This is a genomic window from Parasphingorhabdus marina DSM 22363, from assembly GCF_900128895.1.
Taxonomy (GTDB): domain Bacteria; phylum Pseudomonadota; class Alphaproteobacteria; order Sphingomonadales; family Sphingomonadaceae; genus Parasphingorhabdus; species Parasphingorhabdus marina.
This window is the reverse complement of record NZ_FSQW01000002.1, coordinates 900,272-917,226: the sequence shown is the minus strand read 5'-3', so window position 1 is coordinate 917,226 and position 16,955 is coordinate 900,272. Positions and strand designations below refer to the sequence as shown.

The window sequence follows — 16,955 nt, the reverse complement described above, 5'->3', positions numbered from 1 at the left end:
TTCCCCTCTTGTTCTGGTAGAACAAATGCGGTACATCATTTCCATCATTGATTGATATCGTACAAGCATTTAGCGAAGGGGACAGGCAAATGGCCGGCAATTTAAAAGTCGTGGAATCGGAAAATCAATTGAACTCATCAGACAGACAGAAGGCGCTCGACGCAGCCCTGGCACAGATTGATCGTGCCTTTGGCAAGGGCTCGGCAATGAAGCTGGGCTCGAAACAGGCAATGGAAGTGGAAGCCATTTCCACCGGCTCTCTCGGGCTCGACATCGCACTGGGCATCGGGGGACTGCCCAAGGGTCGTGTCATTGAAATTTACGGACCGGAAAGTTCGGGTAAAACAACACTGGCGCTGCACGCCATTGCCGAAGCGCAGAAAGCCGGCGGAACCGCTGCCTTTGTTGATGCGGAACATGCCCTTGATCCGGTTTACGCCAAAGCCTTGGGCGTGGATATTGACGAACTGATCGTCTCGCAGCCGGATACCGGTGAACAGGCCCTGGAAATCACCGACACGCTGGTGCGGTCCAATGCGATTGACATTCTCGTGGTGGATTCGGTCGCGGCTCTGGTCCCGCGGGCGGAGATCGAGGGTGAAATGGGTGACGCCCATGTCGGTCTGCAGGCCCGGCTGATGAGTCAGGCGCTGCGCAAGCTGACCGGTTCGATCAGCCGCTCCAAATGCATGGTGATCTTCATCAACCAGGTGCGGATGAAAATCGGTGTCATGTATGGCAATCCCGAAACCACGTCCGGTGGCAACGCCCTGAAATTCTATGCATCGGTACGGCTGGATATCCGGCGGACCGGCCAGATCAAGGAGCGTGACGAGATTGTCGGCAACTCCACCCGGGTGAAAGTGGTCAAGAACAAGGTTGCGCCTCCGTTCAAGCAGGTCGAGTTTGACATCATGTACGGCCAGGGCATTTCCAAGGTCGGCGAGATTATCGACCTGGGCGTGAAGGCCGGTGTGGTCGAAAAGTCGGGAGCCTGGTTCTCCTATGACTCCGTACGGATCGGGCAAGGACGCGAAAATTCAAAACGCTTCCTGCTCGAAAACCCGGAAATGATGGCCAAGCTGGAAGGTCAGATCCGCGGCAAGGAAGAAGAAGTGGCCGAAGAGATGATGACCGGACCTGTCGGCAGCGAATCCGAAGACAACAGCTAAACCATATCGAGGCAGGGACCCAATCTATCAGTCCCTGCATCATCGGGTGCGCCATCAGATGTGAAGTGCGTACTCCTGCCACAAAACGATTTTGCCAGGACCAGCCTTCCCCGAGGCGGCGTCAGGCAAGCGGGCCGTCCTTCTGTCCCCCGACACTGAGGACGGCCCTTTTAACATGCTCTGGTGTCATGCGGATTGTAAAGTTCAGCCAGATGGTTCGGAAAAGCCCATCGAGGCATCAAGCGGGATTGTAAACGACCAACGGCTGTCCTAAGTCGGCAGCATGCAGACGACCAACGATATAAGACGCTCTTTTCTGGAATATTTTGGAGATAACGGACATGAGGTTGTTCCGTCATCTCCCCTGATTCCGCACAATGATCCAACGCTGATGTTCGTCAACGCCGGGATGGTACCTTTCAAGAATGTTTTCACTGGCGCTGAAACCAGTGCCTATGCGACGGCCACGTCCAGCCAGAAATGTGTGCGTGCCGGTGGCAAGCATAATGATCTCGACAATGTCGGCTATACTGCTCGCCATCATACATTTTTCGAGATGCTGGGAAATTTTTCCTTCGGTGACTATTTCAAGGAGCAGGCGATCTATCACGCCTGGAAGCTGATCACCGGGGAATGGGGTATTGATCCCGGGCGGCTGACAGCGACGGTCTATCATACGGACGACGAGGCGTTCGATCTGTGGCGCAAGATTTCGGGGCTGCCGGAAGACCGGATCATCCGGATTGCGACCAACGACAATTTCTGGTCGATGGGTGATACCGGTCCCTGCGGCCCGTGCAGTGAAATATTCTATGATCACGGCGATCATATCGCCGGAGGCCCTCCTGGTAGCCCCGATGAAGACGGGGATCGCTTTGTCGAGATCTGGAACCTGGTGTTCATGCAATATGACCAGCAGGCAGGCGGCGATCGTCGGGATCTGCCCAGCCCCTCGATCGACACCGGAATGGGTCTCGAACGCATTGCAGCGGTGATGCAGGGTACGCATGACAATTATGAAATCGACCTCTTCAAGACGCTGATCGCGGAATCGGGTTCTCTGACCGGAACCGCCACGACCGGTGACAACCAGGCCAGTCACAGGGTGATCGCAGATCATCTGCGCGCCGCCTCTTTCCTGGTGGCAGACGGTGTGCTGCCGGCCAATGAAGGACGCGGATATGTCCTGCGCCGGATCATGCGCCGGGCGATGCGCCATGCCCATCTGCTCGGTGCGAAAGATCCGTTGATGCATCGCATGGTCGGATCACTGACCGGGGAAATGGGTAATGCCTTTCCCGAACTGATCCGCGCCAAACCGTTGATCGAGGAGACTTTGCTGCGCGAGGAAACCAGCTTCCGGCGAACTCTCGCTAACGGATTGAAGCTGCTGGATGCCGAAATTGCCGATATGAGCGAAGGCGATACATTGTCGGGCGAAACCGCGTTCAAGCTCTATGACACCTATGGTTTCCCTTATGACCTCACGGAAGATGCCTTGCGCGCGCGCGCGCTGGGCGTGGACCGGGCCGGCTTTGACGCCGCGATGGAACAGCAGAAAGCGGCGGCGCGGGCAGCCTGGAAAGGTTCAGGAGATCAGGCGTCGGAGACGGTCTGGTTTGACATCGCCGAAAAGCATGGCAGCACCGAATTCACCGGATATACCGCCGAAGAGGGTGAGGGCGTTGTTGTGGCTCTCGTTCAGGATGGCAATGCGATCGCGGAAGCCGGACCGGGTGATGACATTATCATCCTGACCAACCAGACGCCGTTTTATGGCGAAAGTGGTGGTCAGATGGGAGATGCCGGAATCATATCCGGCGCAGGCGATCTGCACGCAACCGTTTCGGACACGTCCAAGCCGCTGGGACGGCTGCATGCACACCATGCGAAGATTGAAAAAGGCACGATTTCGGTCGGTGACACCATTCATCTGGACGTAGACGGCGCGCGCCGGACACAATTACGGGCCAATCACAGCGCCACCCATTTGCTGCACAAGGCGTTGCGTGACCATCTCGGTGATCATGTGACGCAGAAAGGCAGTCTGGTTGCGCCTGATCGCCTGCGTTTTGACTTCTCCCATCTTTCCGCACTGACCGACGATGAAATCCGGGCGGTGGAAGCCGATGTCAATGCGCAGATCCGCGGTAACAGCACGGTAGTCACCCGATTGATGAGTCCCGATGACGCCGTTGCAGCCGGTGCTTTGGCCCTGTTTGGCGAGAAATATGGCGACGAAGTTCGGGTCCTGTCGATGGGAATGGAAGCAGGAACGGATTATTCGGTTGAACTGTGCGGCGGGACCCATGTCCAGGCACTGGGCGATATCGGGCTGATGGTGATCATCGCGGAATCGGCCGTATCGAGCGGTGTACGCCGGATCGAGGCGCTGACGGGTGAAGCCGCTCGGCTCTGGCTCGGGGAACGTGACAGCAAATTGAAATCGATTGCATCGGTCTTGAAGTCTTCACCGGAGGAAGCCGAAGAGCGCGTTGCCACCCTAGTGGAAGAACGCAAGAAACTGGACCGTGAACTGACCGAAGCGAAAAAGGCTCTGGCACTGGCCGGAGACGGCGGTGGCAATGCCGAGGCGGAAATCGAAACCGTGGGCGACGTGGCGTTCAGTGGTCAGGTGATTAACGGCCTGAACCCCAAGGAATTGCGCGGCCTGATCGATGAGGCCAAGAAAAAGCTGAACAGCGGCATTGCGGTTCTGGTGGCGGTCAATGATGGCCGCGCCGCGGTGGCTGTCGGCGTGACCGATGACCTGACCGACAATTTCAATGCCGTCGATTTGGTGCAGGCCGGTGTGGCGGCGGTTGACGGCAAAGGCGGCGGAGGACGCCCGGACATGGCGCAGGGCGGTGGACCGGATGGCAGCAAGGCCGATCAGGCGATTGCGGAGATCAGGTCGAAGATTGCGGCTTGAGATCGCCTTCGCCCGAAGATGTCTTCAGGGCGTTGGTCGTTTCCATCGATTTCAGTATCGGTGCCTTGTCGAGGTCTCCTTCCGACTTGATCTGCTGCCTCAGTTGATCCCGTTTTTCGTGGATGGAGGCGATGACCGGCCCCATGGCCACGCCGTTTTCCACCAGCACAGCTTCCGAAAGCTGCAACGAGCCTTCGAGTGCCTCGGGTACCGCATCTGTGGCACCGGCCTGATATAGCTCCGCCGCATGCTCGGTATCGCGTGCGCGGGCGATGATCGGCAAATCGGGCACCCAGGCGCGGACGCGTTTGACAATCTGGACCGACAGCACCGGCTCATCCATCGTCAGGACCAGCGCCTTGGCGTGACCCAGTCGCAATTTGTCGAGCATTTCGTTGCGCGACACATTGCCGAAGATGATCGGATAGCCGTTCCGACGTGCTTCGGCGACGACATCAATATTCGATTCTACCAGCAGAAACTCCTGATCATGCGTTTTCAGCATGTCGGCGATCAGCTTCCCGACCCGTCCAAAGCCGATGATGATCGTTTGCTGGGCTTCTGGCGGATGTTCTTCATCGAGACTGACATTGTCACCGCGCATTTCGATCCGCCTCGCCATGTCGTGCCCAAATCGCGCGAGCAGCGGGGTGATGGTCAGACCGATGGCGGTCACAATCTGCCAGAAAGCAGCGGTCTGTGGCTGAATGAGCTGGGCCTGTGCTGCGGCCGCTAACACGATCAGGGTGGTTTCCGAGGGGCTCGCCATCAACACACCGGCTTCGGTTGCCGTGCCAACCCGGGCGCCTGCAAACCGGAGCAGGCCGCCGGTCACGATAGCCTTGACGATGACGACACCTACCACTGCCGTGATCAGCGTAGCCCAGTTTTCCAGAATGACCCGGATATCTATCTGCATGCCCACCGTGATCAGGAAGACACCCAGAGCGAGGCCCTTGAAGGGCTGCGTAATGACTTCGACCTCGCCGTGATATTCGGTTTCGGCGATCAGCAGTCCGGCGAGCAGTGCGCCAACAATCGGGGACAGGCCGGTTGCAGCTGTTGCGAGGCTGGCGAGAATGATGACCAGCAGGCTGACCGCCAGAAACAGGTCGGGGCTTTTTGTCCGTGCAGCCTGAGCGAATATTTTCGGCAAGAGAATACGGCCGAGAACGAGCATTCCGCCAATGACAATGCCGCTGATCAGCAGAGTGCGGCCAAGTTCATCCCAGCCGGAATTGGCTGCCATCGCCGGGGAGATCGCACCCAGCAGGAAAATGATCGGGACAATCGCAACATCCTCGAACAGGAGCATGGCGAGCGCTGCCTTGCCAACCGGACTCTTGGTCCCAGACATCGGCAGGACCAGAGCGGTGGAAGACAGCGCCAGCGCAAGGCCCAGCCCAACCGCGCCCTCCCAGCTTTGTTGCGGATAACCATAGAGATATAGCGCCCCGCCGATCAGGGCACCGGAAATGGTCAGCTCGGCCGCACCGACGCCAAAAACCAGCCGCCGGAGCGACCAGAGTCGCTTGAATGACAGTTCCAGTCCGATCGAGAACAGCAGCAATATGATCCCGAATTCGGCGAAGGGTTCTATCGCCTCCCGGTCATTGATGGTCACAAATCGGAGCCAGTCATACTGGCTCTGGAGCGAACCCAGACCCGACGGGCCGAGCAGGATGCCGACCAGAATAAAACCGATTATCGGGGTGATCCGGAAACGGGCGAAGGCCGGAATGACGATCCCCGCCGCGCCCAGTATCACAATGGCATCAATGAAGGCCGGACTTTCAAAAGGTGTTGCCATGCTCCTCTCCTATACGGGAAAGCGAGCGATTGTCAGCACTGATGATGACTTTCCGGAGAAAGCTGGATTTATTTCCAGTTGTCCATTTCTTTTTCGAGATTGACCCGGATGGCTTCGAAAAACTGTTCGGTTGTCATCCACGACTGGTCGGGACCGATTAAAATTGCGAGATCCTTGGTCATGTCACCGCTTTCGACTGTCTGGATACAGACCCTTTCCAGCGTTTCGGCGAAGCGCGTGACTTCCGGCGTTTCGTCAAATTTGCCGCGATAAATCAGACCGCGTGTCCAGGCAAAGATCGAGGCAATCGGGTTGGTTGATGTCGCCTTGCCTTGCTGATGCTGACGATAGTGGCGGGTCACAGTGCCATGCGCGGCTTCCGCTTCCACTGTCTTGCCATCGGGCGTCATCAGAACCGAAGTCATCAGGCCGAGCGAACCGAAGCCTTGCGCCACGGTGTCCGACTGGACATCGCCGTCATAGTTTTTGCAAGCCCAGACAAATTTGCCGGACCATTTCATTGCCGCGGCGACCATGTCGTCGATCAGGCGATGTTCGTAGCTGATTCCCGCCTTGTCGAAATCCGCCTTGAATTCTTTTTCGAAGACTTCTTCAAACAGATCTTTGAACCGACCATCATATTTTTTCATGATGGTGTTCTTGGTCGAGAGATAGACCGGCCAAGCGCGTTGCAGGCCATAGTTCATGCTCGCACGGGCAAAGTCGCGGATGGAATCATCCAGATTGTACATCGACATCGCGACACCCGATGACGGGAAACGGAAAACTTCCTCGTCCTGCACAACGCCGTCGTCACCTTCGAAAATCATGCGGAGTTTGCCCGGACCCGGGATGAGCATGTCGGTTGCGCGATACTGGTCACCAAAGGCGTGACGGCCGATCACGATGGGATCGGTCCAGCCAGGGACCAGGCGCGGGACATTGTCGATGACAATCGGCTCGCGAAAAACAACGCCGCCGAGAATGTTGCGGATGGTGCCGTTTGGCGATTTCCACATCCGTTTCAGGTCAAATTCTTCCACCCGGGCTTCATCCGGCGTGATTGTAGCGCATTTGACACCGACGCCGTGCTTCTTGATGGCATTGGCCGCGTCGACGGTGATCTTGTCATTTGTTTCGTCGCGCTTTTCGACGGACAGGTCATAATAATGCAGGTCAATGTCGAGATAGGGTTCAATCAGTTTTTCGCGAATCCATTGCCAGATGATGCGCGTCATTTCATCGCCATCGAGTTCGACAACGGGATTTTTGACCTTGATTTTCGACATATTTGAAAGCTCTTTCCTGGATTGGGACAGGCGGGAGGAACAGTGTTGGGGCACCTCTTAGCAAAGATCGCGATATGTTCAACCATCTGTTCGGGATGAGCAACTATCAGTTCGGACCGGCGCTCCAAATTTGACCTGGAAGATCAGGAGTGTTGTCAGAGCAGGTCACTCTCCCTAAGTAACGCTTATGGCGATAGAGAAATATTCCAACAAGGGACTGGGCGAAGCGAAATGGTCTTTCCCGCCGGTTCATCCTGAAGGCCGCAAATTTGCGGTGATCTCCGGTCTGGTAACTGCGGCATTTGCATTCATGGCATGGGAGACCCTGGCCTGGCCGATGGCGGGTGTGACGATCTGGGTGCTCGCCTTTTTTCGTGATCCGAAACGGGTCACGCCGCTCGACGACAAATATATTGTTGCGCCGGCAGACGGCCTGGTAAATCTGATCATGCCGGTTGTGCCTCCCGCCGAATTGCAGGGCGAGGGGGGTCTCGGAGACGAAGAACTGATCCGGGTTTCGATTTTCATGAGCGTTTTTGACGTACATATTAATCGCACGCCAATCGAGGGTACGGTCAAGCGCCAAGCCTATATCTCGGGCAAATTCCTGAATGCCGATCTCGACAAGGCCAGCGAGGAAAACGAGCGTCAGCATTTCATGGTGGAGCGCAATGACGGTCTGAAAGTTGGTTTCACCCAAATTGCCGGCCTGGTTGCCCGCCGGATCATGTCCTTTGTCAAGGAAGGCGATTTTGTCGCTGCCGGCCAGCGCGTCGGTCTGATCCGTTTCGGCAGCCGTGTCGATGTCTATCTCCCCAAAGGCACCACCCCGAATGTGGTTCTCGGCCAACGGACGATTGCCGGGGAAACAGTTATCGCCGAAGTCGGAACCATGAAAGAGATCGAAGGCGTGGGTCAGTAATGCCCGGTCGTTTGATCCTGACCCGCCGGATCCCGAGATGAACGGTCCCGGTACTGGCAGGAGGCCCGAACGCGGTATCTCTCTGAGGCAGTTCATTCCGAATGCGGTGACCGCCTTGGCGCTGAGCGTGGGGCTTAGCGGCGTGCGGTTTGCCTATCTGGAAAACTGGGTCCTTGCCGCGGGCGCGATCGTGCTCGCCGGTATTCTGGACGGTCTGGACGGTAGAATAGCCCGTCTGCTCAATGCGCAAAGCCGTTTTGGCGCGGAGCTCGATTCTCTTGCCGATGTTATTGCCTTCGGTGTGGCGCCGGCTCTCGTCATGTTTTTCTGGTCAACACAGCATATGCCGCAGTTCGGCTGGGTGCTGACACTGACCATGGCCGTGGGATGTGCTCTGCGACTTGCGCGGTTCAATGCCCAGATTGACGATGAAGACCAGCCGCACAAATCCGCTGGTTTTCTGACCGGGATCCCGGCGCCGGTTGGTGCAGGGTTGGTCATGCTACCGCTGTATCTGTGGATGGTGACCGGGCAGGAACTGTTCCGGCATTATGCTCTGGTCGCCCCCTGGATCGTGATCATCGCCTTTCTGATGATTTCCAACACGGCGACCTACAGCTGGTCATCACTGCGTCTGCGCAAGAATATCCGCCTCGAAGCTCTGGCGCTTTTTGCCTTGCTGGGCGTGGCCCTGCTCAACAATCCCTGGATCACGCTCTGCGCAATCAGTATCGGCTATATTGTCCTGATCCCGTTCAGCATCAGAAGCTATGCAAGAGTCAAGCGGCAGCGGCGAGCGGAGCAGGCCGACGGGAATGACGCTGCGGCCTGATAGCTGTGCCAGTGATGCGGGTAGACCTAACACGGAATGTCCGAACTGATTCACCAGATAGTGGTTCGGGGGAGGGCAGCTGCAGTTCCTGCCGAATCACCGATGCGATCTTGCCGCGATAGGTGGCAAACATATATCCGATCACCGAAAGAGCCCCGAAAAAGGAGAGGACAAAGAGAGTCGTGATGGCAAATGTCAGCATGGCGAATTCCTGTATGTTCTTTCTATGAACGCATAATGTTCTAATTATGTTCTTTTTGTCAACCGTTATTGTCAACTCACATCCAAAATTCGCCAGAATCGGGAAAAGGTTACATTATTTGCCGCTTTGGGCTTGCATTCCGCGGCGCGCCGCTTTAACGGCACGCTCATTCCACATGGAAAGCACACATACCGGTGCCAACGCCGCCCTTTCAGGTCGACCGAGGTTCTCAGCTTTCCAGAGGCATAACCGGAAGGAGAAAGACTATGGCGGCCCCTGTCGTCACCCTACAGCAATTGATTGAAGCCGGATCCCATTTCGGCCACCAGACCCACCGCTGGAACCCCAAGATGAAACCATACATCTTCGGAGCCCGTAACGGTGTCCATATTCTCGACCTGTCCCAGAGCGTTCCGCTTTTCGCGCGCGCTCTCGACTTTATTGCCAATTCGGTTGCGGCCGGTGGCAAGGTCCTTTTTGTCGGAACCAAGCGCCAGGCGCAGGAACCGATTGCAGAAGCTGCCCGCGTCAGTGGCCAGCATTTTGTCAACCATCGCTGGCTCGGCGGCATGCTGACCAACTGGAAAACCATTTCCAACTCGATTCGCCGGATGAAAACACTTGAGGAACAGCTGAGCGGCGACACCGCCGGCTTCACCAAGAAAGAAGTCCTGCAGATGACTCGGGAACGGGACAAGCTGGAATTGTCGCTTGGCGGTATCCGGGACATGGGCGGAATTCCTGACGTGATGTTCGTGATCGACGCCAACAAGGAAGAACTCGCGATCAAGGAAGCCAATGTGCTTGGCATTCCGGTTGTCGCGATCCTCGACTCCAATGTCGATCCGACCAACATTGCATTCCCGGTACCGGGCAATGACGATGCGGCACGCGCGATCCGTCTCTACTGCGAATCTGTAGCTGCTGCTGCCACCAAGGGTGGTCAGGAAGCTGCTGTCGCATCCGGGGAAGATCTTGGCGCTGCTGTTGCACCGCCGGTCGAACAGATTGTCTCCAGCGAGGCGAATGCCAGTGCCATGGCCAGCGGCGAAGAAGCCGCGGTTGCGGACATTGCCGAGAAGGCTGCCGAGAAGCCGACAGAAGAAGCTCCGGCTGAGGCACCCAAGGCAGAAGAAGCGCCAGCCGAAGAAGCGCCGGCAAAGGAAGAGGCCAAGGTCGAAGTGGAGCCTGCCAAGGAAGAAGCGCCTGCAGAAGACGAAGCCAAGGCGGAAGAAAAGCCCGCCAAAAAGGCTGCTGCGAAAAAGGCTCCTGCCAAGAAAGCGGCTGCCAAAAAAGCTCCGGCGAAAAAGCCGGCTGCCAAGAAGGCACCTGCCAAGAAAGCTCCGGCGAAAAAGGCCGCGGCCAAAAAGGAAGATGCCAAGGCGGCTGACGAAAAGGCCTGAGCTTGAAGCGTCTTTCTGCGGCCATATATTGGCGGCATAAAAATTAGTAATGGGGCGGCCGCAGCGTCGCCCCAATTGTACATTCCCCACCCAAGACATTTGAGGAACGAAAAATGGCTATTACAGCAGCTGCAGTGAAGGAACTGCGTGAGCGCACCGGCGCCGGCATGATGGATTGCAAAAAAGCACTGAACGAAACCAATGGCGACGTCGAAGCCGCAGTTGACCTGCTCAGAACCAAAGGCCTTGCTGCTGCCCAGAAAAAGTCCAGCCGGACGGCTGCAGAAGGCCTGGTCGGCGTGGCTGTTGAAGGCACAAAAGGTGTTGCTGTTGAAGTGAACAGCGAAACCGACTTTGTAGCCAAGAATGACCAGTTCCAGGACTTTGTCACCACCGTGACCGGTGTGGCGCTGAACCTGGGAAGCGATGATGTCGATACACTGTCGGCTGCAGATCATCCCGCTGGCGGAACAGTGCAGGATGCGCTGACCAACAATATCGCGACCATTGGTGAAAATCAGACGATTCGCCGGATGAAAACCGTCGCGGTCAGCAGCGGTCTGGTTGTACCTTATGTGCACAATGCCGTCACTCCGACCATGGGCAAGATCGGCGTCCTCGTGGCGCTGGAAAGCACCGCCGGTGCCGACGTGCTCGAGCCGTTGGGCAAGCAGATAGCCATGCACATTGCAGCCGCCTTCCCGCAGGCCCTCAATGCCGAAGGCCTCGACAAGGACATGATGGAACGCGAACGCGCCATTGCCAAGGAAAAGGCCGCCGAATCCGGCAAGCCTGACAATATCGTCGAGAAAATGGTCGACGGCGCGATGGCAAAATTTGCCAAGGAAAACGCGCTTCTGAGCCAGATTTTCGTGATGGACAACAAAACGCCAATCGCACAGGTTGTCGAGCAGGCTGGCAAGGATGCAGGTGCGGAAATCAAGCTGACCGAATATGTTCGCTTTCAGCTCGGCGAAGGCATCGAGAAGAAAGAAGAAGATTTCGCAGCGGAAGTCGCGGCCACTTTGGGCAGCTGATCCGGCGAAATTACAGCCAATCTGCGGATTGGTGCATTAACACTTGGCGCAATGGCGCGGACTATCTATGGTCTGCGCCATTGTCATATCTGGCGTCATAAATGGGCCTGACATGATCATGTCATTGGGATGGAAATTACATGAACAGACCTGCGTTCAAGCGCATTTTGCTGAAGCTTTCAGGCGAGGCTCTGATGGGAAGCGGCGAGTTTGGCATCGATACCGACACAGTCGCACGAGTGGCCAAGGAAGTGCAGGCAGCGAAGGAAGCCGGATTTGAACTGTGCCTCGTTATTGGCGGCGGCAATATTTTTCGCGGCGTTGCTGGTGCTGCCGGTGGCATGGACCGGGCGCAGGCCGATTATATGGGCATGCTGGCAACCGTCATGAACGCGCTGGCCATGCAAAATGCGCTGGAACAGCTTGGTGTGCATACCCGGGTCCAGTCGGCCATCGAAATGGATCAGGTTTGCGAGCCAGTAATAAGGCGACGGGCATTGCGGCACCTTGAAAAAGGGCGGGTCGTGATTTTTGCGGCGGGTGTTGGCAGTCCCTATTTTACCACGGACAGCGGCGCAGCCCTGCGGGCCGCGGAAATGAAATGTGATGCGCTGCTCAAGGGTACCAGCGTTGATGGCGTCTATGACAGCGACCCCAAGACCAATCCGGATGCCAGGCGCTTTGACAATGTGAGCTATGACAGGGTCCTGAGCGACAATCTCAGGGTCATGGATGCGAGTGCGGTGGCGCTTTGCCGGGACAACAATATTCCGATCGTGGTATTTTCGATCCGGGAGCAGGGCAATCTGGCCAAGATTCTCGGCGGCGAAGGCACTGCGACCATCGTCGGAAGCAACGGATAACTTGCCCGACAGGGCCTGGAGGAACAGAAAATGGCGAAATATGACAAGGACGATTTGAACAAGCGCATGAACGCGTCCCTCGATGCGCTCAGGCATGATTTGAGCGGCCTGCGGACGGGGCGGGCAAACACCGCGTTGCTCGACAGTGTGACGGTCGAGGTCTACGGATCCAAAATGCCGCTGAATCAGGTGGCGACTGTTTCGGTTCCCGAACCCCGGATGCTGTCGATCCAGGTCTGGGACAAAAGCAATATCCAGCCGGTGGAAAAGGCCGTCCGCTCAGCGGGGCTGGGACTCAATCCCATGGTCGACGGTCCCAATATCCGCTTGCCGATACCCGATCTGACCGAGGAACGGCGCAAGGAACTGGCGAAACTGACCGGGCAATTTGCCGAGAAGGCAAGGATTGCCATCCGGAATGTCCGCCGGGATGGAATGGATGATATCAAGGCTGACGAAAACAAAAAGGAAATCAGCGAAGACGACAAGAAGCGGCTGGAAACCGAAGTCCAAAAGCTGACCGATGACAAGATCGCGGAAGCGGATTCGCTGGCCGATGCCAAAGAGAAAGAAATTCTCTCCCAGTGAACCTGCGTCCTGCCCGGAAGGAATCACACGATTCTCCCGCGACCGCCACGACCGTGGCTGACCCCACCCATGGGGCGCAGCATGTTGCGATCATCATGGACGGCAATGGCCGCTGGGCAAAGAAGAAGCATCTGCCGCGTGCACTGGGCCACAAAAAGGGCGTGGAAGCTGTCCGGAACATCGTGCGCGCTGCCGGAGAGATGGGGATCAACGTCCTGACGCTCTATGCGTTCTCGTCGGAAAACTGGAGCCGCCCGGAAGACGAAATCTCGGACCTGATGGGCTTGCTGCGGCAATATATCCAGTCGGACATTGAAGAGTTTGTCGAGAACGGAATCAAGCTGAAAGTTATCGGCAATTACAAGGCGCTCGAGCCGGATATTGTCAAACTGATTGAAGATGCGCTGGATCGAACAGCCGGTAATGACCGGATGGTTTTGGCGATTGCGCTGAACTATGGCGCGCAGGACGAGATCGTCCGGGCCATGCAAAATGTGGCACAGGCGGTAAAGCGCGGCGAACTGACTCCCGAGCAGATAGCGCCGGAACATCTGAACGAAGCCCTGGATACTGCCGATCTTCCGCCGCTGGACTTGCTGATCCGGACATCCGGCGAAATTCGTTTGTCCAATTTTCTGCTATGGCAGGCCGCTTATTCCGAACTCTATTTCACGGATGTGCTGTGGCCCGATTTCGACAAAAGAGAGTTGCAGAGAGCCTTGAAATCCTTCGGTGATCGGCAGCGCCGTTTTGGTGGCCGGTAACATATGACCGAACCCGCGCAGCCGGCCGTGCAGAATGAATTGCGAACCCGCATCATTGTCGGTGTCGCGCTGGTTGCGGTCACCGTCTTTACCCTGCTGGTGGGGGATCATTACATTGGCCGGCATGCGCTCTGGCTGCTCGTGACCCTGATGTCGCTCGGCATTGTGTCCGAATGGGCAGATTTGACAGACCGCAGCAGCAGCAAGAAGCTCGCCCAATACACGCTGTTCGTCCCGCTGACGATGATGTCTCCCTTTGCCGCCGGGCCATCCTTTCTGGCACTGGGCATGATTTTTGGCGCTGCGATGTTCACGGCGGTTTTTGACCGGTCCCTGAAGCTTGCGGCAGGGGTCATCTACGCTGGTCTGCCCGCCCTGGCTGTTCTTTACCTTCGCGGCATCGACGACGGGCTGTTACTGGTATTCTGGACCCTGGCGATTGTCTGGGCCACGGATATCGGCGCCTATTTTGCCGGCCGTGCAATTGGCGGTCCGAAGCTGGCACCTCGGTTCAGCCCCAACAAGACCTGGGCGGGTCTGATCGGCGGCATGCTTGTGGCTCTTCTGTTCAGCTTCGCCCTGCATGTCTGGTGGCAATTGCCTTTCCGGCTGGTCCTGCTCAGCATGCCGCTGGCCGTTCTCGCGCAAATGGGTGACCTGTTTGAAAGCTGGCTGAAGCGAAGCGCCGGAGCCAAAGACAGCGGGATCATATTCCCCGGTCATGGCGGCGTTATGGATCGGCTGGATGGCCTGATCCCGGTGGCACCGGTCGTCGCGGCCATCATGTTGCTGGGCAGCCAGACATGACCGGATCAACGCGAACCATATCGATTTTCGGTGCGACCGGATCGGTCGGCACATCGACACTGGATCTTGTCCGCCTCAACCCCGACAAATACCGCGTCCTCGCTTTGACGGCGAATGGCAATGCCCGGGCTCTGGCAAATCTGGCGAAGGAATTTTCCGCCGAGCTGGCCGTGATCACCGATCCGGACCGGTATGAAGAATTGAAGGATTTGCTCGCCGGGACATCAACCGAAGCGGCATGCGGCCCGGAAAAGCTGGTGGAGGCTGCGGCACTCGGAGCAGACTGGACCATGGCTGCGATCGTCGGATGTGCCGGCCTGCCGCCCACGCTTGCGGCGCTCAAATGTGGCAAGACTGTTGCGCTTGCGAACAAGGAAGCACTGGTGTCGGCCGGTGACCTGATGATGGCGGAAGCCCGTTCGAGCGACGCGGTGTTGCTTCCGGTGGATTCCGAGCATAACGCCATTTTCCAGTGCCTGCAGGGCGGGAAAATCAACCAGGTCCGCAAAATCACCCTGACGGCAAGTGGCGGGCCATTCCGGACATGGACGCGCGATCAGATGGCACCGGTCACACCTGAACAAGCGGTTGCGCATCCCAATTGGGACATGGGGGCCAAAATCTCGGTCGACAGCGCCACGCTGATGAACAAGGGACTCGAACTGATCGAGGCCTTTCATCTGTTTCCGGTCGGGCTCGATAACATCGACATTCTGGTCCACCCGCAGTCGGTCATCCATTCCATGGTTGAATATCAGGACCGCTCGACACTGGCCCAGCTCGGGTCTCCGGACATGCGTATTCCGATTGCCAGCGCGCTTGCCTGGCCGGAACGGATGGAAACGGACTCACGGCCGCTGAATCTCGCAGAAATTGGCCAGCTGGATTTCGAAGCACCCGATCACGACCGCTTTCCCGCTTTGGGTCTCGCGCGATCGGCGATTGAAGCCGGTGGCGTCAAGCCGGCCATCCTGAATGCGGCCAATGAAGTGGCTGTGGCAGCGTTTCTGGACGGGGCCATTCAGTTTCTGGACATAACGGAGATTGTATCGCGGGTGCTAAGTAGTTATAGCCCGCCGCAACCCATCAGTCTTGCGGATATCTTTGCAGCAGATGAAGAATCGCGCTGTCGGGCAGAGACAGTAGTTGAGGAAATGAAAGTTTGACTGACAATCCCGGCTTCCTGCTGACGATTTTTGCCTTTCTCATCACGATAGGCGTGCTCGTTTTCGTCCATGAAATGGGGCACTATCTCGTCGGCCGCTGGTGTGGCGTGAAGGCCGAGACTTTTGCGATCGGCTTCGGCAAGGAGCTGACCGGCTGGACCGACAAGCGTGGCACGCGCTGGAAAATCTGCATGCTTCCGTTGGGCGGCTATGTGCAGTTTGCCGGAGACATGGATCCTGCCAGCACACCCAGCAAGGAATGGCTGTCGCTCCCGGCGGAAGAGCGCAACCAGACGTTTCAGTCCAAATCTCTCTGGAAACGCGCGTCCATTGTGTTCGCCGGTCCGGCGATCAATTTCCTGTTTGCAATTCTGATTCTGGCTGGATTTGCTTTGGCCTACGGAACGAGCGAAACGCTGCCGGTTGCCGGTACCATATCCGAAAACTCGACTGCAGCAGAAATCGGCCTGGAGCCAGGAGACCGGATCGTATCGGTCAATGGCGACAGCATTGAAATGTTTGATGATCTGAAACAGAAAATTGTTCTGATTCCTGATCAGCAAGCCACATTTGTTTATGAGCGTGAAGGCCAGTTGATCGAAAAAACTGCAATTGTCGGCGTCGATGTACAGGTGGACCGCTTTGGAAATGAGTATCGGCTCGGCCTGCTGGGCATGTCCGCCGGTAAGGTGGAATGGCGAGAAGTGGGTTTGCTGGAAGCGCCGCTGGTTGCCACAGAGCGCACAATTCGCATCGTCAAAGCCATCTGGACCACTCTGGGGCAGGTTATAACCGGGAAGCGTTCAATCAAGGAGCTTGGAGGACCGCTCAAAATTGCTCAAATCTCGGGCGAGCAATTCAAACTTGGTTTGGAAGCATTTATTGGCTTTGTTGCCCTGATCTCAATTAACTTGGGGTTCATCAACCTGCTGCCAATCCCCATGCTCGATGGAGGGCATTTGATGCTCTACGCGATTGAAGCAGTGAGGAGGAAACCTGCCAATCCAAAGGTTCAGGAATGGGCATTCCGGTCCGGTTTTGCGCTGGTCATGGTGTTCATGCTGGTGGTGACATTCAATGACTTGTCATCCTTTGGCCTGTTCCGGGCATTCGGCGGCTAGCTTGTGCGTATGCAGAGTGGTGATTGGCCATTGATTGATGGGCCTGG

13 protein-coding genes and 1 pseudogene are annotated in these 16,955 nt (G+C 56.9%); 12 read left to right on the top strand and 2 right to left on the bottom strand.

What is annotated here, in order from left to right:
- Positions 1-89: 89 nt before the first annotated feature.
- Both recA and alaS read left to right on the top strand, forming a co-directional pair.
- Entirely contained in the window at positions 90-1,172 is a 1,083-nt protein-coding gene (gene recA, locus BUQ90_RS14070; RefSeq protein ID WP_074205779.1) for a recombinase RecA, read from the top strand.
- Positions 1,173-1,455: 283 nt separating this feature from the next.
- On the top strand, positions 1,456-4,104 hold the full coding sequence (gene alaS / locus BUQ90_RS14065; protein WP_074205778.1) for an alanine--tRNA ligase: 2,649 nt from the start codon (positions 1,456-1,458) through the stop codon (positions 4,102-4,104).
- On the opposite strand, the gene BUQ90_RS14060 is transcribed toward alaS, so the two are convergent.
- Entirely contained in the window at positions 4,082-5,914 is a 1,833-nt protein-coding gene (locus tag BUQ90_RS14060; protein WP_074205777.1) for a cation:proton antiporter domain-containing protein, read from the bottom strand. The two genes, alaS and BUQ90_RS14060, sit on opposite strands and share 23 nt — an antisense overlap.
- Positions 5,915-5,982: 68 nt before the next feature.
- Positions 5,983-7,203, bottom strand: coding sequence for an NADP-dependent isocitrate dehydrogenase (locus BUQ90_RS14055; protein ID WP_074205776.1), 1,221 nt, complete (start codon positions 7,201-7,203; stop codon positions 5,983-5,985).
- Between the two features lie 187 nt (positions 7,204-7,390).
- Between BUQ90_RS14055 and BUQ90_RS14050 the strand changes: the two genes are divergently transcribed.
- The 10 genes and pseudogenes from BUQ90_RS14050 (at position 7,391) to rseP (ending at position 16,908) form a co-directional block, all read left to right on the top strand.
- The gene (locus tag BUQ90_RS14050) at positions 7,391-8,125 is read left to right on the top strand and encodes a phosphatidylserine decarboxylase (RefSeq protein WP_074205775.1); all 735 of its coding nucleotides are present in this window, start codon (positions 7,391-7,393) and stop codon (positions 8,123-8,125) included.
- Between the two features lie 37 nt (positions 8,126-8,162).
- Complete coding sequence (locus BUQ90_RS14045; RefSeq protein WP_074205774.1) at positions 8,163-8,957, top strand: CDP-alcohol phosphatidyltransferase family protein; 795 nt, start codon at positions 8,163-8,165, stop codon at positions 8,955-8,957.
- Between the two features lie 468 nt (positions 8,958-9,425).
- Positions 9,426-10,172, top strand: a pseudogene (rpsB, locus tag BUQ90_RS14040) (30S ribosomal protein S2); the annotation flags it as partial.
- Between the two features lie 503 nt (positions 10,173-10,675).
- Positions 10,676-11,599: a translation elongation factor Ts gene (gene tsf / locus BUQ90_RS14035; protein ID WP_074205773.1), complete on the top strand. Its 924-nt coding sequence runs from the start codon at positions 10,676-10,678 to the stop codon at positions 11,597-11,599.
- Positions 11,600-11,739: 140 nt separating this feature from the next.
- Positions 11,740-12,462 (top strand): UMP kinase, encoded by a 723-nt coding sequence (gene pyrH, locus BUQ90_RS14030; protein WP_074205772.1) that lies wholly within the window; start codon positions 11,740-11,742, stop codon positions 12,460-12,462.
- A gap of 30 nt (positions 12,463-12,492) precedes the next feature.
- Positions 12,493-13,050, top strand: coding sequence for a ribosome recycling factor (gene frr / locus BUQ90_RS14025; RefSeq protein ID WP_074205771.1), 558 nt, complete (start codon positions 12,493-12,495; stop codon positions 13,048-13,050).
- A 2-nt stretch (positions 13,051-13,052) separates the two neighbouring features.
- A complete protein-coding gene (locus BUQ90_RS14020) occupies positions 13,053-13,814 on the top strand; it encodes an isoprenyl transferase (RefSeq protein WP_074206441.1) in 762 nt (253 codons plus the stop codon).
- A 3-nt stretch (positions 13,815-13,817) separates the two neighbouring features.
- Complete coding sequence (locus BUQ90_RS14015; RefSeq protein ID WP_074205770.1) at positions 13,818-14,621, top strand: phosphatidate cytidylyltransferase; 804 nt, start codon at positions 13,818-13,820, stop codon at positions 14,619-14,621.
- Positions 14,618-15,787 carry a 1-deoxy-D-xylulose-5-phosphate reductoisomerase gene (locus BUQ90_RS14010; RefSeq protein ID WP_074205769.1) on the top strand — a complete coding sequence of 390 codons (1,170 nt, stop codon included), beginning with the start codon at positions 14,618-14,620 and terminating at the stop codon, positions 15,785-15,787. The genes BUQ90_RS14015 and BUQ90_RS14010 overlap by 4 nt, the downstream gene beginning before the upstream one ends.
- Positions 15,784-16,908, top strand: coding sequence for an RIP metalloprotease RseP (gene rseP, locus BUQ90_RS14005; RefSeq protein ID WP_143182873.1), 1,125 nt, complete (start codon positions 15,784-15,786; stop codon positions 16,906-16,908). Before BUQ90_RS14010 ends, rseP begins: the two co-directional genes overlap by 4 nt.
- Positions 16,909-16,955 lie beyond the last annotated feature (47 nt).

Excerpts from the sequence above, each read along its gene's own strand:
- alaS (WP_074205778.1), top strand. The coding sequence starts at position 1,456 with ATGCAGACGACCAACGATATAAGACGCTCTTTTCTGGAATATTTTGGA.
- frr (WP_074205771.1), top strand. The coding sequence starts at position 12,493 with ATGGCGAAATATGACAAGGACGATTTGAACAAGCGCATGAACGCGTCC.
- pyrH (WP_074205772.1), top strand. The coding sequence starts at position 11,740 with ATGAACAGACCTGCGTTCAAGCGCATTTTGCTGAAGCTTTCAGGCGAG.
- BUQ90_RS14015 (WP_074205770.1), top strand. The coding sequence starts at position 13,818 with ATGACCGAACCCGCGCAGCCGGCCGTGCAGAATGAATTGCGAACCCGC.
- BUQ90_RS14060 (WP_074205777.1), bottom strand. The coding sequence starts at position 5,914 with ATGGCAACACCTTTTGAAAGTCCGGCCTTCATTGATGCCATTGTGATA.
- tsf (WP_074205773.1), top strand. The coding sequence starts at position 10,676 with ATGGCTATTACAGCAGCTGCAGTGAAGGAACTGCGTGAGCGCACCGGC.
- BUQ90_RS14010 (WP_074205769.1), top strand. The coding sequence starts at position 14,618 with ATGACCGGATCAACGCGAACCATATCGATTTTCGGTGCGACCGGATCG.
- BUQ90_RS14055 (WP_074205776.1), bottom strand. The coding sequence starts at position 7,203 with ATGTCGAAAATCAAGGTCAAAAATCCCGTTGTCGAACTCGATGGCGAT.
- BUQ90_RS14050 (WP_074205775.1), top strand. The coding sequence starts at position 7,391 with ATGGCGATAGAGAAATATTCCAACAAGGGACTGGGCGAAGCGAAATGG.
- BUQ90_RS14045 (WP_074205774.1), top strand. The coding sequence starts at position 8,163 with ATGAACGGTCCCGGTACTGGCAGGAGGCCCGAACGCGGTATCTCTCTG.
- recA (WP_074205779.1), top strand. The coding sequence starts at position 90 with ATGGCCGGCAATTTAAAAGTCGTGGAATCGGAAAATCAATTGAACTCA.